The organism is Bradyrhizobium sp. CCBAU 11357 (assembly GCF_028128865.1).
Lineage (GTDB): Bacteria > Pseudomonadota > Alphaproteobacteria > Rhizobiales > Xanthobacteraceae > Bradyrhizobium.
Map to the genome: position 1 here is coordinate 41,921 of NZ_LBJW01000096.1, position 22,982 is coordinate 64,902.

Sequence of the window (22,982 nt, forward strand, 5' to 3'; positions counted from 1 at the left end):
GATTGTGACGTTCTGCCGTTCTCGCCCCGCGTCGGGCCTTTTGGAAATGCCGGTTGGCTTCCATTACCATAGGCGGGCGCTATCGGCACGGGATGTCATTCCCGGCCCTGATCGGCTAGATTTCCGGTCGATTTTTGCTGGGAGCCGATCCATGGAAATGCACCAGGTCCGCTATTTCCTCGCGGTGGCGCAGCTCTTGAACTTCACGCGCGCGGCCGAAGAGTGCAACGTGACGCAGCCGTCGCTGACGCGCGCGATCAAGCAGCTCGAGGCCGAGCTTGGCGGCGATCTGTTCCGCCGCGAACGCCCCGCCGCACAATTGACCGAGCTTGGCCAGCGCATGCATCCGCTTCTGAAGCAGTGCTATGACGCGGCCATCGGCGCCCGCTCGCTCGCCTCCTCGTTCAGGAGCGGAGAGGTCGGCGCGCTCCGCATTGCGCTGACGCATTCGATCGACCTCGCTTTGCTGATTCCCCATCTCAACGAGATCAAGCGGCAGTTCAACCGGCTCGAATTCCGCTTCCTGCGCGGCTCGGGCCGGGAGGTCGGCGACTTCCTGAAGAAGGGCGAAGCCGAGCTCGGCGTCGCGGCCGAGATCGACGAGGCCTGGGACCGGCTGGATGTCTGGCCGCTGTTCACCGAGAGCTTCGAGCTCGTCGTCGGCGACGGGCACCGCCTGGCCGGCCGCAGCTCGGTCGAGCTGGACGATCTGCGATCGGAGCTGCTGCTGAGCCGAACCTTCTGCGAGCACGCGCGCCGCATCTCCGCGAGCCTGCGCGAGCACGGCATCGACATCGAACAGGGTCATGAGGTCTCGAACGAACGCGATTTGATCGAGCTGGTCGAGGCCGAGATGGGCATCGCCATGGTGCCGCACACCTCACCCGTGCCGGAACGGCTGACCCGCGCCGCAGTCACGGGGCTGGACACCCGCCGCACCGTCAACCTCTATGGGGTCGCCGGCCGGCAACGCACCGCCGTGGGCAACGCCGTGATGCGCATGCTGCGCGGCGCCGACTGGCGCGAGATCGCGGGATAGCGCCGGCGCTCAATTCTCCCGGCTCGCGCGCTCCAGCGCTTCGATCAGATCGTCGATCTCCATGCGCTTGCGGAAATCAGGATCGACGAAACGGGCTTTCACGATGCCGTCGCGCCCGACCACGAACACGGCCGGGATCGGCAGCATCCAGCCGTCATTGCCGTGGAATTTCGCCATGTCCTGATAGGACAGCAACTGCTGGATCTCGGCGCCGAGCCAGATCGCGAGGCTGAGCGACAGCGCATAGCCGTTGTCGAGATCCGTCAGGATCGGAAATGGCGCGCCGGATTCGGCCTTGAGCTGCCCGGTATATTCCTGCGTCTCCGGCATGATCGCGACGACCTGCGCTCCCATCGCCTTGATGCGGTCCACCGACTGGACCACGGCACGGACATTGAGCCGGCAATAGGGACACCAGTGGCCGCGGAAGAACATCACCGCGACGGGGCCGCGCGCCTGCAGCGAGGGCAGCGACACGAGACGCCCACCCTCGTCCGGCAGCATGAACGGCGGCATCGGATCGCCCGGCCGCGGTGCGGTCTCGCCACCACCGTTGCCGTTCAATCGCGCGACCAGGCGATCCACCGCCTCGCCATAGGCCGGAAAGACCTTGCGGCTGGCATCGGCATAGGCGCGGAGCTGTTCGTTCAGCGTGCCGTCCATGTCGCGGCAGCGCTGGAACGCGAGCCTGAGCTGTTCGGCGTCGGCTGGCGAGAGAAACGTCATCTTGCTGCTCCGGCATCCCTGAGAGCGAAATATTAGTTTCCCGGTTCGCCCGCCCGCAAGGGGCGACCGCAATCGGGCGCGCTGGCATCGGACGCCGGATGCCGCGAAAGCGGAAATGCCGATGCCCAATCGGTTCGATAGCTGCCGCCTATCGGCATAGCGCCGGGCTATCGCATCGAAAGCAAGCCGGCATTTCAAGATGAAGAGGGTCTCGGGCGAAGCTCCTGCCATCGCCCGCGGCCATCAGGGTTGCGGCCAACAGAGGAGACTTTCCATGTCTAGCCATCTCACAATGCCGCGCGTGGTTTGGACCGGCGTTGCCGTTCTCGGCGTGCTGACGTTTGCGACGCCGGTTTTCGCCGGCGATTGTCCGGCCGGCAAGACCAAGCCGAACGCGCAGCAGATGGTCGACTACAAGCCCGTCGGCGTCACCGACGTGACGCTCGGCGCGATCGATCTCGGCAAGCAGCCCGCCCATATCGAGGGCCGCGAGCTGCGCTTCCGCAAGCTGACCATCGAGCCCGGCGGCATCGTGCCCTGGCACAGCCATGACGACCGCCCCGCCCTGATCTTCGTGCAGCAGGGCGAGATCGTCGAATACGCCTCCAACTGCGTCGACCCCATCGTGCACAAGGCCGGCGACATCCGCCCCGAAGTCTACGGCACCTCGCATTGGTGGAAGAATCTCGGCAAGGAGACCGTCATTCTCTATGTCGGCGACGTCCGCAAGGATCCCAACGACCATCACATGTGACAGCCTTTGGTGTCCCGCCATTCCGGGGCGCGAAGCGAACTCTGGTGCGCTGTTGCGCACCTGAGAATCTCGAGATTCCGGGTCTGGTGCTCCAGGCCGCTTTGCGGTCCCGCGCGCACCAGCCCGGAATGACAGATCAACGGACAATCATGCCATGACCGATCTTTCCGCGTCGATCAAACCGGCCGCGATGCCAATGGAGGCGCACTCCCCTGGCCTCGCGCTGCGCTCGCTCGTGATCGGCCTCACCGCCTTCCTGACGGTCGTCGATCTCTTCGCGACGCAGGCGATCCTGCCCTCGCTGACGCGGCACTACGACGTCACGCCCGCGGCAATGGGCTTTGCCGTCAACGCCAGCACGTTCGGCATGGCCGCGGCCAGCCTCGTGGTGGGCTTCTTCAGCCCGCATATCGACCGGCGAACCGGCATCCTGCTGAGCCTGGCCCTGCTTGCGATCCCCACCAGCCTGCTGGCTGTCGCGCCCAATCTTGCGGTCTTCACCACCTTGCGGGTCGTGCAGGGCCTGTGCATGGCGTCGGCCTTCGCGCTCACCCTCGCCTATCTCGGCGAGCAATGCAGCGCCATGGACGCCGGCGGCGCGTTTGCCGCCTACATCACCGGCAATGTCGCCAGCAATCTCGTCGGCCGGCTGATCTCGGCCGCATTGGCCGATGGCCTCGGCCTCGCCTGGAACTTCTATTTCTTCGCGGCGCTCAATCTTGCCGGCGCGGCGCTGGTCTATCTCACAGTCAACCGCGTGCGGCCGATGCATGCGATAATGCCGGCGGCTTCGCCGCTTGCCGCCACCATCGCGCATTGGCGCAATCCGCAGCTGCGCGCCGCTTTCGGCATCGGCTTCTGCATCCTGTTCGCCTTCATCGGTACCTTCACCTACGTCAATTTCGTGCTGGTGCGGCCGCCGCTGTCGCTCGGCATGATGGATCTCGGCCTCGTCTATTTCGTCTTCCTGCCCTCTGTCGTCACGACGCTTCTGGCCGGCAAGGTAGCCGCGCGGCTGGGAACGCGGCCCACGATCTGGAGCGCGCTCGCCGTCGCCGGGCTCGGCTTGCCCTTGATGCTGGCGCCGCATCTCGGCGAGGTGCTCGCCGGCATGGTCCTGGTCGGCGTCGGCACGTTCTTCGCGCAGGCCGCCGCCACCGGCTTCGTCGGACAGGCCGCAGCCGACAATCGCGGCATCGCCAGCGGGGCTTATCTCGCGTGCTACTTCTGCGGCGGGCTGGTCGGCACGGCCGTGCTCGGCCGCCTGTTCGACAGCTTCGGCTGGCAAGCCAGCATCTGGGGTGTCGGGGCCGCCCTCGCGCTGGCGGGCTTGCTCACTTTCGCCCTGAAACGCTAGCGTTTCGCCGGCGCTTCCTCCGGCGGCTCGTCGTCGGCAATGGCGCGCCAGGCGGCGCCGTCGAGATCGTCGTACTGGCCGCTCCTGAGCGACCACAGGAAAGCGACGAGACCGGCACCTCCGAGCATCAAGGCCAGCGGGACCAGAATGACCAGGATCTCCATCACACGATCTCCCGTGAGGTGCTGCGGGCGCGCAGCGAGTTCAGCATCACCAGGATCGACGATCCGCTCATGGCGGCGGCCGCGATCAGGGGCGTTACGACGCCGCTGATCGCAACCGGCACCGCGAGCACATTGTAACCGATCGCAAGCCAGAGGTTCTGCCGCATCAAATGCAGCGCCTTGCGCGAAGCGTCGATGGCGGCGACGACGGGGGCCAGCGGCCGGCCGAGGAAGACGAGATCGGCGGTGGCCTGGCTGAGATGCGCGGCCGAGATCGGGGACATCGAGACATGGGCCGCCGCGAGCGAGGGCGCATCGTTCATGCCATCGCCGACCATCAGCACTTTCGCGCCACGTTGTTTCAGTTGCTCGATACGCGCGATCTTGTCCGCCGGGGTGACGCCGGCGCGCCATTCGGGAATGCCGAGGGCATGCGCCGCCGCCTTCACCGCGGGCTCGCGGTCGCCGGACAAGATCTCGATGCCGATGTTGCGCTCCTTCAGCGCTGCGATCACGGCCTGCGCATCGGGGCGCAGGCCCTGGCGAACCGAGAGGACGAACCTTTCCCTGCCCTTGCTGAACGCGACGATGGAGGCTTCGGAATCGACCATGAGGCTGCCGATCAGCGTCTCGGCATCGCAGAAAGAGGGGCGACCGAGGCGAAGCTCGACGCCATCCACGGTCGCACGGACGCCCTGCCCGGCCTCCTCGACCGCGCCGACAACAGGCGATCTGGCACCGGCAGCCTGCGCGACCGCGGCGGCCACCGGATGATGGCTCGACAGCGCGAGGCGCCCGGCGAGCTCGAAGATGTCGGCGGGGATATCGGCCGCGTTCATCACTTCGAGGTCGGGCAGCGTCAGCGTGCCGGTCTTGTCGAAGATGACGTGGTCGGCTTCCGCCAGCCGCTCGATCGCATCGCCCGCATTGAGCAGCACACCCGCCCTAAACATCGCGCCCGAGGCCACCGTCTGCACGGTCGGGATCGCGAGCCCGAGCGCGCAGGGACAGGTGATGATCAGCACGGCAACGCCGGTCACGATAGCATCATGCCAGGAGGTACCCGCGATGACCCAGCCGAGGATGGTCAAAAGCGCGGTCGCATGCACCACCGGCGCGTAGAGCCGCGAGGCTCGATCGGCGAGGCGCATGTAGCGCGAGCGCGCCTGGAGCGCGTTGTCGAGCAGCCGCGTGATCTCGGCGAGCAGCGTCGCCTCGGAGGCGGCCGAGACCCGCACCCGCAAGCTGCCGGAGATGTTCATCGATCCCGCATAGACCGGCGTGCCCTGCTCGGCCGTGACATAGAGCGTCTCGCCGGTGATCAGGCTCTGGTCGATCTCCGAACGCCCTTCGATCACGGTGCCGTCGACCGCGCAGCGCTCGCCGGGCCTGAGCAGCACGATGTCGCCGGGATGGATCGCCGCCACCGGCACCTGCGAGATCTCGTCGGGCCCGATGAACTTCGCGGCCGTCTCCGCCTTCAGCGCCGCGAGATTGCCGGCGACCGCGCGGGTCCGCCGTCGCATGTTCTGGTCGAGGAAGCGGCCGACCAGCAGGAAGGTCAGCAGCATGATCGCCGCATCGAAATAGGCATGCTCGGCGTGATGGATCGTCTCGACCACGGACATGCCGAGCGCCAGGATCACGCCGATCGAGATCGGCACGTCCATGTTGGTGGTCTTGGCCGAAAGCGCGCGCCAAGCCGAGCGGAAGAACGGCTGGCCGGCATAGGCCGCCGCCGGCAGCGCGATCAGCGCCGACAGCCAGTGGAAGAAGTCGCGCTGCTCCGGCAGCATGTCCGAGACGTTGCCCGACCACACCGGGATCGACAGCATCATCACGTTCATGGTGGCAAAGGCCGCAACCCCGAGGCAGCGCAGCAGGAAGCGGGATTCGGCAACCTCGGTCGCTTCCGCGCTCTCGGTCTCGAACGGATAGGCCTTGTACCCGAGCTCTTCGAGCCGGTCGATGAAGCGGTCGGGCCCGAGCGTGCCCGCCTTCCATTCCAGCGCGACCCGGCGGTCGGTGAGGTTGACGCGGGCCAGCGTGACGTCGGGGATGGCCGAGAGCCCGCGTTCGATCTTGGCCATGCAGCCGGCGCAGTGAACGCCCTCGACGGCGAGATCGATGTGCCGGAGGCCCTCGCCCGCGTCGCGAACATAGTGAGAGAAATCGCGCGTGACCTGCATGACGGAATCCTTCAGTTCAGGATCACGCGGTTGCGCGACATGAACACGCGCGTCCCCCGCGCTTCGCCCTCGATCACCAGGTCCCATTGCCCCGGCGCGACGGACGCCGCATTGCCGCGATAGAGACCGCCGCCGGCTTCGCTGAGCTCGACGGCGAGGTCGGCGCGCTTGTCGGTCGGCCGCTCCAGCCGGCCGCCGAATTTCAGCCCGGAGATCGGTTGGCCGCCGGCATCACGGGCTTCGACCTGGACCGAGGCGCCGCCGTCGTTGCGGCGCTCGATATGGGCGTTGACCTTCCATTTGCGCGCGGCCTGGTCTTGCGCCGCCGAGATCTCGTGCTCATAGGTCAGGCCCGCGGCATAGGGGCTGTCGACGTCGGTGCCGGGCAGCGTCGCGATCGCGAGCTTCATCATGGTGACGTTGACGCCGATCACGAGGCCGAAGAAAGCGACCAGCATCAGGAAGACTTTGGTTCCGGTCAGCGGCTTGGAAGCCATGGCAGTCTCCTGATTCTCAAGGCGAGACGAAATTGTCGGTGGCGGAAGCGACGACGCCGAGCCCGATGTCCGTGACGTGGAAGTGGACCGGAATCGACTTCTCCGGATTGTTGTCGGCCGGCGCGGTGACGAGAAGCCGCAGCTCGCTCGTCGCATCGCGCGGGATCACGATCATCGGTCGGTCCGGCGTCACCGAATCGACGCCGACGACGTGAACGGTCGAATTGACCGGCCCATTGGCGTCGATCGCGATGACGCGGTCATAGCCGCTCTTGTTCAGGAGCCGCACCGTATAGGCGTTGCGGATCGAGCCGTCGCTGAGCTTGACCGCGACCGGGTTGCGGTCGTGCAGCACGTTGACGTCGAGCAGGCTGCGGGTCGCCAGCGTATAGATCATGATGCCGCCGACCGCCGCGATGATCGCGCTGTAGACGACGGTGCGGGCGCGGACGATCCGGTAGATCGGCGCCTTGCCCTCCTGGCGCCGGTGGATGTTGATGTCGTTGTCGTAGCCGATCAGCCGCTTCGGCCGGCCGATCTTCGTCATCACGTTGTCGCAGGCATCGATGCAGAGCCCGCACTGGATGCATTCCATCTGCGGTCCGTTGCGGATGTCGATGCCGGTCGGGCAGACCGCCACGCACTGGTAGCAGTCGACGCAATCGCCGACCTGTTGGCCGAGCGCGCGCAGCTCGGCGGCCTTCTTCACCGAGGTGCGCTTCTCGCCACGGTCATAGCGATAGGTGACGTTGAGCGCCCATTCGTCGGTGAGCGCGGCCTGGATTCGCGGCCAGGGGCACATATAGGTGCAGACCTGCTCGCGCATGTAGCCGGCGAGGATGTAGGTCGTCGCGGTGAGGATGCCGATCCAGATATAGGCGATCATCGGCGCCTGGAAGGTGACGAGCTCCTTCACCAGGGTCGGCGCGTCGTTGAAGTAGAGCACCCAGGCGCCGCCGGTCCACCAGGCGATCAAGAGCCAGATCGAATGCTTGAGCACGATTTCGGAGATGCGCTCGAGCTTCATCGGATCGCTCGCGGCATCCTTCTTCATGCGCTCGCGCCGGTCGCCCTCGATCAGGCGCTCGACCGCATAGAACAGGTCGGTCCACACCGTCTGCGGACAGAGGTAGCCGCACCAGATCCGGCCGCCGATGGAGTTCATCAGGAACAGCGCCACCGCCGCGACGATCAACAGGCCGGTGAAGTAGTAGACCTCCTGCGGCCACAGCTCGATGAAGAAGAAATAGAAGCGGCTGTTGGGAAGATCGATCAACACCGCCTGGCTCGGCGCGCCGAGACCGCGATTCCAGCGCACGAAGGGCAGGAAATAATAGACGCCGAGGCAGAACGCCATCAGGCCCCATTTGATCCGGCGGAATGTACCGGACACGCTCTGGGGATAGACCTTCTTGCGGGCTGCGTAGAGTGGCCCGTAGTCATCGTCCGATGTGAGGTCTTTCGGGTTCACGGTCTTGTTCATCGCCAAAACTTTTCAAGAGGTGCGATTAAACCTAGACCCGACACCGCCGCATCAGTTGATCCAGCGCAAACGGAGGCACTTTTGTTTGCCTCCGTTTGCTGCCGGTCCCGCTATTTTCCGCCGCCCAACGAGTGGACGTAGACCGCCATCGCCTTGATGGTGGCGGGATCGAGCCGGCCTTCCCAGGCCGGCATCACGCCAGCGCGGCCCTGGCTGACGGTCTCGATCAGGCTCGCCTCGTCGGAGCCGTAGAGCCAGATCTTGTCGGTCAGATCAGGTGCGCCCATCTCCTGGTTGCCCTTGGCGGCGTCGCCATGGCAGGCGGCGCAATTCTCCGCGAAGATCTTCTGGCCCTTGGCGGCGTCATAGCCGTTGCGGGTCGACAGGCCCGAGAGCGACCGCACGTAATTGGCGACCGTGACGATCTCGTCGCCCTTCAGCACGCCGTCCTTGCCGAAGGCGAGCATCTGGCCCTCATGGGTCTTGGTGTGGCCGGAACGCGCGCCGAACTGGATGGTCTGCATGATCTGGTCGAGCGTGCCGCCCCACAGCCAGTCGTCGTCGTTCAGGTTCGGGTAACCCTTGGCGCCGGCACCGCCGGAACCGTGGCACGGCGCGCAATTGTCGCCGAACACGGTCTTGCCCTTGGCGCGAGCGAGCGCCAGCAGAGCCGGGTCCTTCTCGATGTCGACGAGCGAGGCCGTGCCCAGCGCCGCCATCTTGTCACCCCGGATCTTCTCGAGGTTGGCAAGCTCGACGGCGACGTCGGCGCGCGAGGAGTAGCCGAACAGGCCGGTGGTATTGCTTTGGATCAGCGGCCAGGCCGGATAGACGATCCAATAGCCGATCGCCCAGACGATGGTCAGGTAGAAGCAGATCACCCACCACCGCGGCAGCGGCGTGTTGAGCTCCTTGATGCCGTCCCACTCGTGCCCGGTCGTGGACTTGCCCGACACGGAATCGATGTCGCTAGAATGATCGGTCATGATTTCTCACTCCTCCCGCAAGGGCAGGTGCGCTGCCTCGTCGAACGCAGCCTTGTTACGGGGCCAAAATGCGTAGGCGATGATCGCGAGAAAGATCGCGACGAACGCCGGGGTCCAGATCGTCGTCACGAGATCGGACGCAAGATTATGGACGGTCAGGATGGCTTTCATCGTTCATGCCTTCTCAGCGAAGATTGGCTTTCTCGTTGTAGATCTTGAAGTCGACCAGCGTGCCGAGCATCTGCAGGTACGCGACGAGCGCGTCCATCTCGGTCGGCGTGCCGGTCTTGCCGTCGAAATTGCGTACGACGGCCTTGGCGTAGCGCTTGGTGAAGGCGTCGGTGCCGGCATTGTCCGGATCTGCCTGGGCCTTCAGGTCGGCGGCGGCATTGGCGACCTGTTCGTCGCTATAGGGGACCCCGACGGTCTTGAGCGCGCGCATGTCGCCGGCGATCGCATCCGGGTCGACCTCGGCCTTGCTCAGGAACGGATAGCCGGGCATCACCGACTGCGGCACGATCGCGCGCGGGTTGGTCAGATGGGTGACGTGCCATTCGTCGGAATATTTGGCGCCGACGCGGGCGAGATCCGGACCGGTGCGCTTGGAGCCCCACTGGAACGGGTGGTCGTACATGCTCTCGGCGGCGAGCGAGAAGTGGCCGTAGCGCTCGACCTCGTCGCGCAGGGGCCGGACCATCTGCGAGTGGCAGAGATAGCAGCCCTCGCGGACGTAGACGTTACGTCCGGCGAGCTCGAGCGGCGTGTAGGGCCTGACCCCGTCGACCTTCTCGATCGTGCTCTTGAGGTAGAACAGCGGGGTGATCTCGACGAGACCACCGACCGCGATCACCAGCAGGATGCCGACGATCAGGATGATCGAGTTCTTTTCGAAGATTTGGTGGCGTGTCCAGAACGACATTGCTTGAGCTCCTCATTCCGCCGGCTGAAGAGCGACGGGCATCTGGACTTCCTGTTCGCCGACGCGAACCGTCATCCAGAGATTGTAGGCCATGATCAGCGAGCCGATCAGGAACAGGCCGCCGCCTGCGGCGCGGATGATGTAGAAGGGATGCATCGCCTCGACGGTCTCGATGAAGGAATATTCGAGGAAGCCGAGCGAAGTGTAGGCGCGCCACATCAGGCCCTGCAGGATGCCGGACACCCACATCGCCGAGATGTAGAGAACGATGCCGAGGGTGGCGATCCAGAAGTGCCAGTTGACGAGCTTGAGGCTGTAGAGACCCTTGCGATTCCAGGCCCACGGCACCAGGCAGTAGAGCGCTCCGAAGGAGACGAAGCCGACCCAGCCGAGCGCGCCGGAATGCACGTGGCCGATGGTCCAGTCGGTGTAGTGGCTGAGCGAGTTGACCACCTTGATCGACATCATCGGGCCTTCGAAGGTCGACATGCCGTAGAAGGCGACGGAGACGACGAGCATGCGCAGCACGGGATCGGTGCGGAGCTTGTCCCAGGCACCCGACAGCGTCATCAGGCCGTTGATCATGCCGCCCCAGGAGGGCATCCACAGCATGATCGAGAAGGTCATGCCGAGCGTCTGCGTCCAGTCGGGCAGCGCCGTGTAGTGCAGATGGTGCGGGCCGGCCCAGATATAGAGGAAGATCAGCGCCCAGAAGTGGATGATCGACAGCCGATAGGAATAGATCGGCCGTTCGGCGCGCTTCGGGATGAAGTAGTACATGATGGCAAGGAAGCCGGCGGTCAGGAAGAAGCCGACCGCGTTGTGGCCGTACCACCACTGGAACATGGCGTCCTGAATGCCGCCCCAGGCGATGTAGGACTTGGAGCCGAACACGGAGACGGGCAGCGCGGGATTGTTGCCGAGATGCAGCACCGCGATCGTCACGATGAAAGCGAGATAGAACCAGTTCGCGACGAAGATGTGCGGTTCCTTGCGCTTGATGACGGTGACGAGGAAGACGAGCAGATAGACCACCCAGACGATGGTCAGCCACAGGTCGGCGTACCATTCCGGCTCGGCATATTCCTTCGACTGGGTGACGCCGAGCAGATAGCCGGTGCCGGCGATCAGAATGAAGAAGTTGTAGCCCACCACGACGAACCACGGCGCGAGGTCGCCGGCAAGGCGCGCGCGGCAGGACTTCTGCACCACGTAGAAGGAGGTCGCGATCAACACGTTGCCGCCGAAGGCGAAGATCACGGCGGAGGTGTGCAGCGGCCGCAGGCGGCCGAAGCTGGTCCAGGGCAGATCGAAGTTCAGCGCCGGCCAGGCCAGCTGCGAGGCGATGATGAGACCGACGAGGAATCCGGCAATGCCCCAGAACATCGCCATGAAGGCGGAGAACTTGATCGGCCCCATGTTGTAGTTGGGTCGGCCGTTGATCTCCGCCGGCGGCAGCGCCGCCGGCCGTTCGAAGTAGCGGTTGACGATGAAGAACACCGCAGCCACGCTCGCCGCCGCGCTGAGCGCGGCGTGGAATGCGAAGGGCGCATCGAGCGCCTTGGCCGAGGCGATCACGCAGAGGAAAGCGGTGACTGCGAATACGACAGCCAGGCCGCTTTCACCTGACGTCATGGATTTTGAGATGGAGGGCTGGCTCATGCGGATTCTCTCTGAACGAACACGCTGCCAGAAACCACATCGACCCTCGCGGGGAATTGATTGAAATCAAGATGGATGGATTTCTGTTGATGTGAGCCAGCTGCCAGGGGTCGGTTTCCGCGAGTCCAGAATCGTAGGGTGGGCAAAGGCGCCCTTGCGCCGTGCCCACCATCTATCCGACACCGCGACAGAAATGGTGGGCACGCTTCGCTTTGCCCACCCTACGACTGCGGCCATGCTTCGAGACTCTCCGTGAAATCACGGAGTTGGAACGGAAGGATCCGGACGTCACTCCCGCGCCGTCGCCTTGAGCGCCGCGATGACGTCCTCGCGCGCGATGATGCCGACCAGCTTCTCTATGCCGTCGAGCACGATGATGCTCCTGATGCGGTGCTCGACCATGATCTGGAGCACGCGTGTCAGCCGCGTGTCGGGGCTGACATAGATGAACTCGGGCGTCATGACGTCGCCGATCTTGCGGCTCATCAGGTCGTCGTAGCGCGGCAACATCTGGCTCGGCGTGAATGCAAAGCACTTCAGGATGTCGAACTTGGTGACGATGCCGACCACCTGCCCGTCGTCTTCGACCGGATAGGAGTTGAAATCGTCGGTCTCGAACATCTCGCTGAGCTGGAACAAGTCGAGGCCGCGCTGCACCGTCTTGACGTTGCGCGTCATGTAGCCGTCGACGGTCTGTTCAAGAAATTGATACACGGCGCGTCCTCCTCGATTCCTCAATTGGCCGGCCGGTGGTCAGTGCGACAGCAGCACGCTGCGGGCGGTTTGCGTCACCAGATACTGGGTGACGCCTCCGAGGATCAGTTCGCGAAATCTCGAATGACCATAGGCGCCCGCGACGATCAGGCCGGCGCCGACGTCACCGGCGACCTTCTCCAACCGCGCAGCAGGGGTTTCGTTTCCTGCAGCCTCCAGGACCCGCGCAGTCGCGGTGACGCCGTGACGGCCGAGCCAGGTGGCAACGTCGCTGACGCCGGCCATCGCGGCCGAACGATCGTCACCCCGCTCTGGGATTGCAACGATGGTGACGTCCTTCGCCTTGTGCAGCATCGGCAGCGCGCCCGCCACCGCCCGCCGCGCCTCCGGCGTGTCCTTCCACGCCACCAGCACGTTGCGCAGGTCGAGCCAGTCGGCCCGGTCGGGAACGACGAGCAGCGGGCGGCCGGCCTGCATCACCAGGTCCTTGGGGCTCGCCAGCGAGAAAGCATCGGAGAAGGCCGGGCTCTGCCCACCGCTGACGACGATGTCGGCGCAACGCGCCTGCGCCGCGACGAAGCGCGCCGGATAGTCCATGGCGCTGCGCCACTCCGCATGCCCGCCGCGATTTTTCACGGCCGCGCGGAATTCTGCTTCGAGGCCGGCGAGCCGCCGCTTGATCGAAGCTTCGCCGTCGTCGATCAGCGCTTGCGCCTCGGCGCCGTCGGTGAAATAGAGCGGCGGGGCGAATTGCGCTGCGGCGACACCGATGATGGCCGCCTCGAATCGTTCGGCGAGCTCGCCTGCGACCTGAAGACGCGCTTCGTTGCGCTGCTCGCACGCCAGGCTGACCATGACGGTCGCGTATGTCATCGGATATCTCCAGCATTGCAGAATTTTTTCGAATCCTAGACCTGCTGCCGCGCAACAGGCTGAGATAGATCAAATCCGACGCTGCTGGTGGCCCGCTCTCCGTGCAATCGGAAATCCGCCAGTGGATTCAACGTCCGCGCTTGCCTCCGGGCAAGCCTTGGGCGACATTCCCGGAGCGGTAAAGGCATCCTGCCGGCCCGCCGAGAATGGGAGCAGAGCTTGGCGCCGACCCGCGTGATCCATCCGGCAGACGATGGTCGGGGCGAGCATTTCCGGGTCCGCATCGAGGGATTCGGGGTCGGCACCTGGGACCTCGACCTGCAGACCCGAGAACTCGAATGGTCGGACATGGCCAGGCGGCTGTTTGGCCTGCAGCCGGACCAGGCCGTCAGCTACGATCTGTTTCTTTCGCTCTTGGAGCCGGGCGATCGGGACCACCTTCTGAAGGCGATCGGGCGCGCCTCGGAAGGCGGCGGGGGTCTCGACCTGTCCTTCAAGATCGGCGGCGCGTCCGGCAACGGTCAATGGATCCGGGCCAGGGCCGGCGTGATCCGGGACGATGCGGGCACGCCGCGTCACCTCAGCGGGATATTCCTCGACATCAACGAGGAGAAGCAGCTCGAGGAGGCTCTGCGCTCCCAGGAGAATCATCTTCGCTCGATTCTCGAAACGGTGCCCGACGCCATGATCGTCATCGATTCACGCGGCATCATGCAGCTCTTCAGCAGCGCCGCGGAGCGGCTGTTCGGCTACAGCAGGCAGGAAGCGATCGGGCGGAACGTGAGCATTCTCATGCCGGAGCCCGATCAGTCGCGGCACGACAGCTATCTCGCGCGTTATCTCAGGACCAATGATCCGCACATCATCGGCATCGGCCGGATCGTGACGGGCAAACGCCGCGACGGCACGACGTTCCCGATGCACCTGTCCGTCGGGAAGACGCAACGCGCGGGCGAGCCCTATTTCACGGGCTTCGTGCGCGACCTCACCGAGCACCAGCAGACCCAGGCGCGGCTCCAGGAGCTGCAATCCGAGCTCGTGCACGTGTCGCGGTTGACCGCGATGGGCGAGATGGCTTCCGCGCTCGCCCACGAGCTCAACCAGCCGCTGGCGGCGATCAGCAATTACATGAAGGGATCGCGGCGCCTCCTCGCCGGCAGCACCGATCCCAACATGCCGAAGGTCGAAAGCGCGCTGGACCGCGCCGCGGAGCAGGCCTTGCGCGCCGGCCAGATCATCCGCCGGTTGCGCGACTTCGTCTCCCGCGGAGAATCGGAGAAGCGGGTCGAGAGCCTGTCCAAGCTGATCGAGGAAGCCGGCGCGCTCGGGCTCGCCGGCGCGCGCGAGCAGAACGTGCAGCTCCGCTTCAGCCTCGATCCCGACGCCGACCTCGTTCTCGCCGACCGGGTGCAGATTCAGCAGGTGCTGGTCAACCTGTTCCGCAACGCGCTCGAGGCCATGGCGCAGTCGCAGCGGCGCGAGCTCGTCGTCGCCAACACCCGCGTCGCCGACGGCATGATCGAGGTGGAAGTCTCCGACACCGGCATCGGCTTCCGGGAAGACATCATTCCAAACCTGTTCCAGACCTTCTTCACCACCAAAGACACCGGCATGGGCGTGGGACTCTCCATCAGCCGCTCGATCATCGAGGCCCATGGCGGCCGCATGTGGGCCGAGAGCAACGCAGCGGGCGGAGCGACATTCCGCTTCACCCTGCCGGCAACCGACGAGAGCTGATTCATGACGACCAAGGGACATGTCTACGTCATCGACGACGACGCAGCGATGCGGGACTCGCTGAACTTCCTGCTGGATTCCGCCGGCTTCGCCGTCACCCTGTTCGACGACGCGCTCGCCTTTCTCGAAGCCCTGCCCGGCCTCGATTTCGGCTGCATCGTCTCCGACGTGCGCATGCCCGGCCTCGACGGCATCGAGCTCTTGAAGCGGATGAAGGCGCAGCAAAGCCCGTTCCCGATCGTGATCATGACCGGTCATGGCGACGTGCCGCTGGCGGTCGAGGCGATGAAGCTCGGGGCCGTCGACTTCCTGGAAAAGCCGTTCGATGACGACCGTCTCACCGCCATGATCGAGTCGGCGATCCGCCAGGCCGAGCCCGCCGCCAAGAACGAGGCCGTCGCGCAGGACATCGCTGCCCGCGTCGCGTCCTTGAGCCCGCGCGAGCGCCAGGTCATGGAGGGGCTGGTCGCGGGCCTCTCCAACAAGCTGATCGCCCGCGAATACGACATCAGCCCGCGGACGATCGAGGTCTACCGGGCCAACGTCATGACCAAGATGCAGGCGAGCAGCCTTTCGGAACTGGTTCGCCTGGCGATGCGCGCCGGCATGCTCAAGGATTGAGGCAGGTCAAGGCGGCTTCACGACGCCGTGCTAACCAGAGAGCATGGTTGAGGTCAGCCCATATCGTGCGCGGCCGTCGTCCTCCCCACAGCCCACCGTCTTTGTGGTCGACGATGATGCCGCAGTCCTGGGATCCCTGCGGTTTCTGCTGGAGACTGACGGCTTCGCCGTGCGAACCTTCAGGAGCGGCACGGCGCTGCTCAATCTCGGCGCCGCGCCAGGGCCGGACTGCTACGTCATCGACTACAAGATGCCCGACATCAATGGCATTGACCTGACCGGCCGCCTGCGCAAATCCGACCGCGACGCGCCCGTGATCCTGATCACCGGCTATCCCGACGAGAACATCTCGGCCCGGGCTGCGACGGCGGGCATCAAGGACGTGGTTTTGAAGCCGCTTCTCGACGAAAACCTCGTCAAATGCATCCGCCACGCGATCAAGGACCGCCCCACGCCTGACCTACGGGATTCTACGTAAGGCACCCCCCTTAAGATATCTCGCGAAATTTTCGAAGCACCCGATACCGCGTAGGAAAGCGTCATCACAACGGAGATGGCGCAGATGCTGACCCAGACGCTCAACACCCAGGCGATCAACACCCAAGTGGGTGGCAAGATTGCTCCTGCCCACTCCGTTACCGACCAGTTCGGCGCCATCGCCGGCCATGTCGGCCTGGTCGCCACCGAGTTCTCCTACGGCAAGGACGAGGAGATCTATGGCGAGGACGAGGCGGCCGAATATGTCTACCAGGTCGTCACCGGCGCGGTGCGCAGCTACAAGCTTCTCTCCGACGGCCGCCGCCAGATCGGCGCCTTCCATCTTCCCGGCGACGTGTTCGGCCTCGAATCCGGTCCCACGCACCGCCTCGCCGCAGAAGCCATCATCGACACCACCGTTCGCCTCGTGAAGCGCGCGAGCCTCGAAAAGGCCGCCGGCACCGACGTGCAGGTCGCCCGCAAGCTCTGGGCCATGACCGCCGGCGAGCTTCGCCATGCCGAGGACCACATGCTGCTGCTGGGCCGCAAGACCGCGATGGAGCGCGTTGCGACCTTCCTGCTCGAAATGGACCGCCGCCTCGCCGTTGCCGGCATGATGGCACTGCCGATGTGCCGCCGCGACATCGGCGACTATCTCGGCCTCACGCTGGAGACCGTGTCGCGCGCGCTGTCGCAGCTTCACGCTCAGGGCATTCTCGGTTTCTCCGGCGCCCGCCAGATCGTGCTGCGCAACCGCCAGCGCCTGCACAATCTCGACGCCTGATCCTTAATCTACCTCCCCAACCACTTGGGCCGGCTGAACTCGTTCAGCCCGCCATTTCTTTCGCGGCGACCAGCCCCGTGCGCCGCGTCTCCGGCATCACAAAGAGGATCAGCAGCAGTCCCGCTGCGGCGACGCCGGACAGCCCGATGAACGCGGTGGCATTGCCGAACTTGTCGCTGACGTAGCCGCCAAGCACCGTGCTCAGCGATGCGCCGATGCCCATCGCGGTGCCGACGATCCCCTGCGCCAGATTGAAATGCCCGCTGCCGAACGCGACGTCGGCGACGATCAGCGGGATCATCACCGCAAATACCGCCGCGGTGATGCCGTCGAACACCTGCACCAGCACCAACAGATACGGATCGCGCACGGTCGCAAACAACAGGCCGCGGATCGCCAGTGCGCCGAATCCGATCAGCAGCAGGGGCCGGCGGCCCCACGCTTGCGCCTTGCGCCCGACCGTCGGCGACAGCAGCGCCACGATCGCTTGCGGAACGACGATGCAAAAGGCGACGAGCACGGTCGCCCATTGGCTCGACCGCGCCGTCACCGCGCTCGCCATCAGCGGCATCATCGCGGCATTCGCCAGCTGCAGCAGCAGCACGCTGAGCGCGAACACGATCAGCGGGCGCTGCCGGATCAGGTGCCAGATATTGGGGTCGCCGCGATCGGCGGCTTCGGGCGGCATCTCGCCATGACAGCGCCTGATGTCGACCTCGTTCTCGCGGATGCGCGACAGCGCGATCAGGGTCGGGATCGCGAGCAGGAAGGTGACCAGGAAGACCGAGCGGCTCGACAGCAGATAGCCTGCGGTGCCCATCACCGCCGCCGCGACGCCGTTGCCGAGCGAGGCGAAGCGCGCGTTGCGGCCGAGCCGCTCGCCGATCGCGAGCGGGCCGACGAGGCCGAGGCTGATCGCGGCGATCGCGGGCCCGAGCACGCAGCTCGCCATCGCATGCAGTGTGGCCGCGGTGACCACGACGGGGAAGATCGGCATCGCCGCATAGGCCAGCGCGCAGGCGCCGATGGTCGCGATGGCGAGGCCGGCGACGAGGCGCTCCGATTTCGCGGCATCGATGATCGCGCCGCCCGGCATCTGGCCGATCAGGGCGACGATGCCACCGATCGACAGCACGAGCCCGATCTCGACCTGGGTCCATTTCTGCGTCGTCAGGTAGACCGCGATGAAGGGGCCGAATCCGGTCTGCACGTCGGCGAGGAAGAAGATGAACCAGTCGAGGCCGCGCAGGCTCTGGCGCGACGGCGCCGGAATGCCCGCAGCCGCCTGCACCACGACGTTGTCCTGCTCGACGACGCCGCCGCGATCTGCATGGTTCGGCTTCCTCGACAACAGCACGGGCGGTCAGCCCTCCCTGCACCTCACTGAATCGCTTGCAGCGGCTGAAGGCTGCCGGACGCGCCGAGCACGACGATCGGCGTGTCCTCCTTGTATTCCGGTGCGGCCGCGACCTGCGCCTTGGTCAATTCCAGGGTGATGCTGTCCTTCTTGTTGGCGATCTTGCCGAAGCGCAGCGCGTTCCAGTCCACGACGATCTTGCGGCTGCCGACGCCGAGGAAGCCGCCGAAATCGATCGCCGCAGCGCGGACATGACCGGTGCGGTCGACGATGACGTCGACGATGCGGCCCATGTCCTCGCCAGCGGCGCTGCGAACGTCGCGGCCGAGCACACCGTGGGCCTCGCTCGCGCCGATGATGGTCACCGATGGCGGCGGCGCGGCGTCCTTGGGCGTGACGGGCACGACGGAAGCCGGCGGTTGTACCGTTGCCGGTGCGTTTGCTTCGGTCGGAGGTGAAGATGTCGCCGCGGCCGGCTCTTCCGCCGCGCGCGATACGGCGATCGTCAAGCCCGCGACGATCGCCACGCTCAGAACCAACCATCCGGTGGCGCGCATGACCTCCTCCTTGCGCAGCTAGCGCGCCAGCACGATCGAGACCTGAATCTGACCGCGCGTGCGCAACACTTCCAGCGCCACGTCGTCGCCGTGACGACTGACGCGTAAGTCCACGCTGGAGTCGCCGAGGCGCAGATCGTGCAGGATCACCTCGTTGAGGAACGCCGGCAGATGCGGGTTGCGCAGACGAATCTCGCCGCGCGCGACGTCGAACTCGAGGCCCAGCGCCGCCTCCAGCAACGTGAACGGCGTCGCGCTGGCCCAGGCCTGCGGCGCGCAGGCGACCGGATAGAGCGTCGGCCCGCGCCGTTTCTCGCGCCGGAAGCCGCAGAACAATTCGGGCAACCGCCGCAGGTCCATGTAGGTCGCGGCGTCGAACAGACCCTTGAAGACATGCGCCACCGTATGCTTGAGGCCGTAGCGCGCCAGCCCCAGCGCGATCAACGCATTGTCGTGCGGCCAGATCGATCCGTCATGATAGGACATCGGATTGTAGCGTACCTCGCCTTGCGCGACGGTGCGGATGCCCCAGCCCGAGAAGAAATGCGGCCGCATCAGATCGGCGGCGACGAGACGCGCGCGGTCCTCGCGAACCATGCCGCTGAACAGGACTTGCCCGGCATTCGAGGTCCTGACCGTGCAGGGCCGCTTCTTGCCGTCCAGCGCGAGCGCATAGGTGCCGAGCTCCTCGCACCAGAACGCCTGCTCGAAGCGCTCGGCCAGCGCCCTGGCTTCGGCCTCGAGCTTGCGCGCGCGGTCCGGCTTGCCGAGCCGCAGCGCGCAACGCGCGGCGAGCTGCTTGGCGGCAAAGACGTAGCCCTGCACCTCCGCGAGCGCGATATTGCCCTCGGCAAGCTGGCCGTCGGCATGGAAGATCGCATCATAGGAATCCTTCCAGCCCTGGTTCGCCAGCCCCTTCTCGGTCGCGCGCTGGTATTCGACGAAGCCGTCCTGGTCGGGATCGCCCGGACCGTCGATCCAGGCCAGCCCCGCCTCGATCGCGGGCCACAGTTCGATCAACGTGGCCTCGTCGCCGGTGCGCTCGAAATAGCTGCCTGCGAGCAGCACGAACAGCGAGGTCGAATCGACGCTGCCGTAATAATGCGCGAACGGCACCTCTCCGAGCGCGGCCATCTCGCCGCCGCGCATCTCGTGCAGGATCTTGCCGGGCGCGGCGTCGGCGAGCGGATCGACCGCCGTGGCCTGGAAATGCGCGAGTCGGCGCAGGACGCCCTTGGCAATGCGCGGATCGACCCAGAGCATCTGCAGCGCGGTGATGAGGCCGTCGCGCCCGAACGTCGTCGAATACCAGGGAATGCCGGCATAGGGATAACGGCCCTGCGGCGTCTCGGTCATCAACATGTTGAGGTCGGCCATGGCCTGGCACAGCACCTCGTTGAAGATGTTGTTGGAGGTCTCGATGCTGGCGGCCCCGGCCGTCTGAAGCCGCATCTCGCGGCGGTGCGCCAGCAGACCCGGGAAGAACCGCACCGGCTTTTCCGCCACCGGCCGGTTGCAGGACACGGCGACGAACAGCGATTTGGCCTGGTGCGGCTCCAGGTCGAGCTCCCAGGTTGCGGCATCGACCGAGAGCCGCGTCGGACGCGGATCGAAATGCAGCCCGGTGGTCCGCTCGGTGTCGTCGAGACCGCGATATTCGAACAGCACGTCGGTCGGCCCGAGCAGCCGGCTCGTTCCGATCCCGCGGCGCGGTCGCCGCTCGCCGCGGACCTCGAACAGATCGGCGAAGTCGTTGCCGAACAGCAGCGTCAGGTTGAAGCTGGTGCGCCGGTCGCCGTGGTTCTGCACCCCGATGCGTTGGTAGGCGGTGCCGCGCCACAGGAAGATCGTGCGCACGACGTGCAAGAGGTCCTTTTGCAGAACGAGGTTGCCCTGCCGATAGATGTCCGGATTGGTGAGGTCGACGGTCAACGCCGAATTGTCGTCGCGCAGATTCGAGCCGAGCAGCAATGGCTGGAGATCGTCGAGCACCAGCTCGAGCCGCGCGAGGTAGCGCGTATCGTGATGGAACAGCCCGTCCGGCCCGCCGGCGGACGCGCCGATGTCGCCGTGGCTGTCGAGCACGATGAACGTGTCGTCGTGCTTGAGCGAACGCCGCGGCCGGGCCGAGGGCCCGGTCATCGGAATGTAGAAGGGCTGTTCCGCGACCTGTTCCGAGGTCCGCGTCACGGAGACGAACTTGGTTACGGCTTCGGCCGACATGAGCTGCTCCCCTGCGCTTGTTTCGAAACGCGACCGACTCGAGAACGCGACTGTTGGTTACGCGGCAGCTTGCGCGAGCCGGCTCATTTCCTGCGTGACCAGCTCACGATACGGCCCGTGACCCTGCATCAGGCGCTCGGGCGAGCCGTCCTCGATGATCTTACCATTCCTCAGCACCACCACACGGTCGAAATTGCGCAGCGTCGCGAGCCGATGGGCGATCGCGATCACGGTGCGGCCGCGCATCAGGCGCGACAGCGCCTCGCGGATCGCCTCCTCGGATTCGCTGTCGAGCGCGGCGGTCGCCTCGTCCAGCAGCAGGATCGGTGCATCCTTCAGGAAGGCGCGCGCGATGGCGATGCGCTGGCGCTGGCCGCCCGACATCTTGACGCCGCGGTCGCCCACCATGGTGTCGAGACCCTCGGGCAGGCTCTCGACGAAGTCGCAGCGCGCCGCGATCGCCGCGCGCAGCACCTCGTCGTCGGTCGCGTTCGGCCGGCCGTAGCGGATGTTCTCGCGGATCGACCGATGAAACAGGGAAATGTCCTGCGGCACGACGGAAATCGCCTCGCGCAGGCTCAGCTGCGTCACCTTCGCGATGTCCTGGCCGTCGATGGTGATGTTGCCCTCGTCGACGTCGTAGAAACGCTGCAGCAGCGTGAACAGCGTCGACTTGCCGCCACCGGACTGGCCGACCAGTCCGACGCGCTGGCCGGGCTGCAGGCGCAGGCTGAAGCGCTCGAAGATCTTGTCGCCGCCGGGATAGCCGAAGGTGACGTTGTTGTACGCGATGGCCGCGCCGCTCCTCACCAGGGGCTCGGCCTCGGGATGGTCGCGGAGCCCGTGCGGCACCAGCAGCGTGGCGATCGCCTCGGTCAGACGCGCGACGTGCTGGGTGACGTCGACCAGCGCCACCGCGAGATCGCGCGTGGCGCTCAGGATGGAGATGCCAAGGGTACAGACCAGCACGACGTCGCCGGTTGTCGCTTCGCCCTTCTGCCAGAGCGAGATGGCCCAGGCCATCAGCGCAATCGTCAAGAGCACGGTGATGGCGGCATGCAACAGCCGCAGCTTTTCCAGATAGCGCAGGCTGCGGCTTCGCGCGGTCAGTTCCTGGTTCACCGTCGCGTCGAACCGCTCATGCTCGTGGCTGATGCCGCAGAAGGCGCGCACCAGCGGCATGTTGCTGATGACGTCGATCATCTCGCCGTCGACCACCGCGGCCTTGTCGGCGAAATCGTCATGCAGCGGCTTGCCGGCGGCGGCGAGACGAAACATCGCGGCGACCATGCCGCCGGCGATCAGGATCAAGCCGAGCGCCATATAGGGACTGACGGTTCCAATCAGCAAGATTGCCGCAATTGTGGCAATGCACGGCGGCAACACATTCCAGACGAACATGTTCTCGACGGTGAACACCGCGTTCGACGTCGCCGTGATGCGGCTCGTCAGCATGCCGGGCATGCGGTCCGAGAAATAGCTCGGCGCGTGTCCGGTCAGATGACGAAAGATGTCGCGCCGTAAATCGCCCGTGACCCGGACAAAGGTGAAGCTCGCCGTCCAGCTCGCGATCCGCCACAGGAAGTTGTCGGCGGCGATCAGTGACATGAGCAGAATGAATGCCAGCCATACGCCGCCGCCATGCGAGGGCCCGGCGGACAAGGCATCGACCAAAGCCTTGACGCCATATTGGGTGCCTACGGAGCAGGCAACGGCCCCCACGACCGCGGCCAGGATCACCAAATGCGACGCGAGACGACGCCGGAGATAGCGCAAGACAAAGGCAAATGGCCTGCGCGCGTATCCAGAAAGCTGATCCATATGGCTATCGCCCCGTTATGCTGATTTTCGTTTCGTTACTGG

At 65.6% G+C, this 22,982-nt stretch carries 22 protein-coding genes; 7 read left to right on the plus strand and 15 right to left on the minus strand.

All coding sequences use genetic code 11. The features are described 5' to 3' along the window. Positions 1-151 precede the first annotated feature (151 nt). Positions 152-1,039, plus strand: coding sequence for a LysR family transcriptional regulator (locus XI05_RS14980; protein WP_271502774.1), 888 nt, complete (start codon positions 152-154; stop codon positions 1,037-1,039). Between the two features lie 9 nt (positions 1,040-1,048). On the opposite strand, the gene XI05_RS14985 is transcribed toward XI05_RS14980, so the two are convergent. Next, positions 1,049-1,765 (minus strand): peroxiredoxin-like family protein, encoded by a 717-nt coding sequence (locus XI05_RS14985; protein WP_271502777.1) that lies wholly within the window; start codon positions 1,763-1,765, stop codon positions 1,049-1,051. Between the two features lie 274 nt (positions 1,766-2,039). On the opposite strand from XI05_RS14985, the gene XI05_RS14990 reads away from it, so the two are divergent. Together XI05_RS14990 and XI05_RS14995 are read left to right on the plus strand one after the other, a co-directional pair. Beyond that, a complete protein-coding gene (locus XI05_RS14990) occupies positions 2,040-2,519 on the plus strand; it encodes a cupin domain-containing protein (protein WP_271502780.1) in 480 nt (159 codons plus the stop codon). Between the two features lie 154 nt (positions 2,520-2,673). Then, positions 2,674-3,876: an MFS transporter gene (locus XI05_RS14995; protein WP_271502783.1), complete on the plus strand. Its 1,203-nt coding sequence runs from the start codon at positions 2,674-2,676 to the stop codon at positions 3,874-3,876. Here the strand turns inward: XI05_RS14995 and ccoS are convergent. The 10 genes from ccoS to XI05_RS15045 form a co-directional block, all read right to left on the minus strand. Next, positions 3,873-4,040, minus strand: coding sequence for a cbb3-type cytochrome oxidase assembly protein CcoS (ccoS, locus tag XI05_RS15000; RefSeq protein ID WP_271502786.1), 168 nt, complete (start codon positions 4,038-4,040; stop codon positions 3,873-3,875). The genes XI05_RS14995 and ccoS overlap by 4 nt on opposite strands. After that, entirely contained in the window at positions 4,040-6,229 is a 2,190-nt protein-coding gene (locus XI05_RS15005) for a cation-translocating P-type ATPase (RefSeq protein WP_271502789.1), read from the minus strand. Before XI05_RS15005 ends, ccoS begins: the two co-directional genes overlap by 1 nt. Before the next feature lie 11 nt (positions 6,230-6,240). Further along, positions 6,241-6,726, minus strand: a complete 486-nt coding sequence (locus tag XI05_RS15010; RefSeq protein ID WP_271502792.1) for a FixH family protein — start codon at positions 6,724-6,726, stop codon at positions 6,241-6,243. A gap of 16 nt (positions 6,727-6,742) precedes the next feature. Further along, positions 6,743-8,209: a cytochrome c oxidase accessory protein CcoG gene (gene ccoG, locus XI05_RS15015; protein ID WP_271502794.1), complete on the minus strand. Its 1,467-nt coding sequence runs from the start codon at positions 8,207-8,209 to the stop codon at positions 6,743-6,745. A 110-nt stretch (positions 8,210-8,319) separates the two neighbouring features. After that, positions 8,320-9,195: a cytochrome-c oxidase, cbb3-type subunit III gene (gene ccoP / locus XI05_RS15020; RefSeq protein ID WP_271502797.1), complete on the minus strand. Its 876-nt coding sequence runs from the start codon at positions 9,193-9,195 to the stop codon at positions 8,320-8,322. A gap of 6 nt (positions 9,196-9,201) precedes the next feature. Further along, positions 9,202-9,366: a cbb3-type cytochrome oxidase subunit 3 gene (locus XI05_RS15025; protein ID WP_271502800.1), complete on the minus strand. Its 165-nt coding sequence runs from the start codon at positions 9,364-9,366 to the stop codon at positions 9,202-9,204. Between the two features lie 13 nt (positions 9,367-9,379). Then, a complete protein-coding gene (ccoO, locus tag XI05_RS15030) occupies positions 9,380-10,114 on the minus strand; it encodes a cytochrome-c oxidase, cbb3-type subunit II (protein ID WP_172783918.1) in 735 nt (244 codons plus the stop codon). Positions 10,115-10,126: 12 nt separating this feature from the next. Continuing rightward, complete coding sequence (gene ccoN / locus XI05_RS15035) at positions 10,127-11,776, minus strand: cytochrome-c oxidase, cbb3-type subunit I (RefSeq protein WP_271502803.1); 1,650 nt, start codon at positions 11,774-11,776, stop codon at positions 10,127-10,129. Between the two features lie 288 nt (positions 11,777-12,064). Next, positions 12,065-12,490 carry a CBS domain-containing protein gene (locus XI05_RS15040; RefSeq protein ID WP_172783916.1) on the minus strand — a complete coding sequence of 142 codons (426 nt, stop codon included), beginning with the start codon at positions 12,488-12,490 and terminating at the stop codon, positions 12,065-12,067. A gap of 39 nt (positions 12,491-12,529) precedes the next feature. Beyond that, the gene (locus XI05_RS15045; protein WP_271502806.1) at positions 12,530-13,363 is read right to left on the minus strand and encodes a universal stress protein; all 834 of its coding nucleotides are present in this window, start codon (positions 13,361-13,363) and stop codon (positions 12,530-12,532) included. A 219-nt stretch (positions 13,364-13,582) separates the two neighbouring features. On the opposite strand from XI05_RS15045, the gene fixL reads away from it, so the two are divergent. The 4 genes from fixL to XI05_RS15065 all read left to right on the plus strand — a co-directional run bounded on the left by fixL (position 13,583) and on the right by XI05_RS15065 (position 16,982). After that, a complete protein-coding gene (gene fixL, locus XI05_RS15050; RefSeq protein WP_271502808.1) occupies positions 13,583-15,100 on the plus strand; it encodes a sensor protein FixL in 1,518 nt (505 codons plus the stop codon). A 3-nt stretch (positions 15,101-15,103) separates the two neighbouring features. Further along, complete coding sequence (gene fixJ, locus XI05_RS15055; RefSeq protein ID WP_172783913.1) at positions 15,104-15,721, plus strand: response regulator FixJ; 618 nt, start codon at positions 15,104-15,106, stop codon at positions 15,719-15,721. Between the two features lie 43 nt (positions 15,722-15,764). Next, positions 15,765-16,199: a response regulator transcription factor gene (locus tag XI05_RS15060; protein ID WP_271502810.1), complete on the plus strand. Its 435-nt coding sequence runs from the start codon at positions 15,765-15,767 to the stop codon at positions 16,197-16,199. Positions 16,200-16,283: 84 nt separating this feature from the next. After that, on the plus strand, positions 16,284-16,982 hold the full coding sequence (locus tag XI05_RS15065; RefSeq protein ID WP_271502813.1) for a helix-turn-helix domain-containing protein: 699 nt from the start codon (positions 16,284-16,286) through the stop codon (positions 16,980-16,982). 43 nt (positions 16,983-17,025) lie between these two features. Here XI05_RS15065 and XI05_RS15070 read toward each other — a convergent pair whose 3' ends face one another. Genes XI05_RS15070 through XI05_RS15085 form a run of 4 tightly spaced genes read right to left on the minus strand, consistent with a single transcriptional unit; the run spans position 17,026 to position 22,940 of the window. Beyond that, positions 17,026-18,339, minus strand: a complete 1,314-nt coding sequence (locus XI05_RS15070; RefSeq protein ID WP_271502816.1) for an MFS transporter — start codon at positions 18,337-18,339, stop codon at positions 17,026-17,028. Between the two features lie 23 nt (positions 18,340-18,362). Then, the gene (locus tag XI05_RS15075; protein ID WP_271502818.1) at positions 18,363-18,896 is read right to left on the minus strand and encodes a PRC-barrel domain-containing protein; all 534 of its coding nucleotides are present in this window, start codon (positions 18,894-18,896) and stop codon (positions 18,363-18,365) included. Between the two features lie 18 nt (positions 18,897-18,914). Then, positions 18,915-21,119: an amylo-alpha-1,6-glucosidase gene (locus XI05_RS15080; RefSeq protein WP_271502820.1), complete on the minus strand. Its 2,205-nt coding sequence runs from the start codon at positions 21,117-21,119 to the stop codon at positions 18,915-18,917. A 57-nt stretch (positions 21,120-21,176) separates the two neighbouring features. Then, positions 21,177-22,940 (minus strand): ABC transporter ATP-binding protein, encoded by a 1,764-nt coding sequence (locus XI05_RS15085; RefSeq protein WP_271502821.1) that lies wholly within the window; start codon positions 22,938-22,940, stop codon positions 21,177-21,179. Positions 22,941-22,982: the final 42 nt, after the last annotated feature.

Bases quoted from the DNA above. Each gene is read 5' to 3' on its own strand.
- fixJ (WP_172783913.1), top strand. From the start codon at position 15,104: ATGACGACCAAGGGACATGTCTACGTCATCGACGACGACGCAGCGATG.
- ccoP (WP_271502797.1), bottom strand. From the start codon at position 9,195: ATGACCGATCATTCTAGCGACATCGATTCCGTGTCGGGCAAGTCCACG.
- XI05_RS15025 (WP_271502800.1), bottom strand. From the start codon at position 9,366: ATGAAAGCCATCCTGACCGTCCATAATCTTGCGTCCGATCTCGTGACG.
- ccoO (WP_172783918.1), bottom strand. From the start codon at position 10,114: ATGTCGTTCTGGACACGCCACCAAATCTTCGAAAAGAACTCGATCATC.
- XI05_RS14995 (WP_271502783.1), top strand. From the start codon at position 2,674: ATGACCGATCTTTCCGCGTCGATCAAACCGGCCGCGATGCCAATGGAG.
- XI05_RS15085 (WP_271502821.1), bottom strand. From the start codon at position 22,940: ATGGATCAGCTTTCTGGATACGCGCGCAGGCCATTTGCCTTTGTCTTG.
- XI05_RS14990 (WP_271502780.1), top strand. From the start codon at position 2,040: ATGTCTAGCCATCTCACAATGCCGCGCGTGGTTTGGACCGGCGTTGCC.
- XI05_RS15010 (WP_271502792.1), bottom strand. From the start codon at position 6,726: ATGGCTTCCAAGCCGCTGACCGGAACCAAAGTCTTCCTGATGCTGGTC.
- ccoS (WP_271502786.1), bottom strand. From the start codon at position 4,040: ATGGAGATCCTGGTCATTCTGGTCCCGCTGGCCTTGATGCTCGGAGGT.
- XI05_RS14980 (WP_271502774.1), top strand. From the start codon at position 152: ATGGAAATGCACCAGGTCCGCTATTTCCTCGCGGTGGCGCAGCTCTTG.
- XI05_RS15065 (WP_271502813.1), top strand. From the start codon at position 16,284: ATGCTGACCCAGACGCTCAACACCCAGGCGATCAACACCCAAGTGGGT.
- ccoG (WP_271502794.1), bottom strand. From the start codon at position 8,209: ATGAACAAGACCGTGAACCCGAAAGACCTCACATCGGACGATGACTAC.
- XI05_RS15080 (WP_271502820.1), bottom strand. From the start codon at position 21,119: ATGTCGGCCGAAGCCGTAACCAAGTTCGTCTCCGTGACGCGGACCTCG.
- XI05_RS15045 (WP_271502806.1), bottom strand. From the start codon at position 13,363: ATGACATACGCGACCGTCATGGTCAGCCTGGCGTGCGAGCAGCGCAAC.
- ccoN (WP_271502803.1), bottom strand. From the start codon at position 11,776: ATGAGCCAGCCCTCCATCTCAAAATCCATGACGTCAGGTGAAAGCGGC.
- XI05_RS14985 (WP_271502777.1), bottom strand. From the start codon at position 1,765: ATGACGTTTCTCTCGCCAGCCGACGCCGAACAGCTCAGGCTCGCGTTC.
- XI05_RS15005 (WP_271502789.1), bottom strand. From the start codon at position 6,229: ATGCAGGTCACGCGCGATTTCTCTCACTATGTTCGCGACGCGGGCGAG.
- XI05_RS15060 (WP_271502810.1), top strand. From the start codon at position 15,765: ATGGTTGAGGTCAGCCCATATCGTGCGCGGCCGTCGTCCTCCCCACAG.
- XI05_RS15075 (WP_271502818.1), bottom strand. From the start codon at position 18,896: ATGCGCGCCACCGGATGGTTGGTTCTGAGCGTGGCGATCGTCGCGGGC.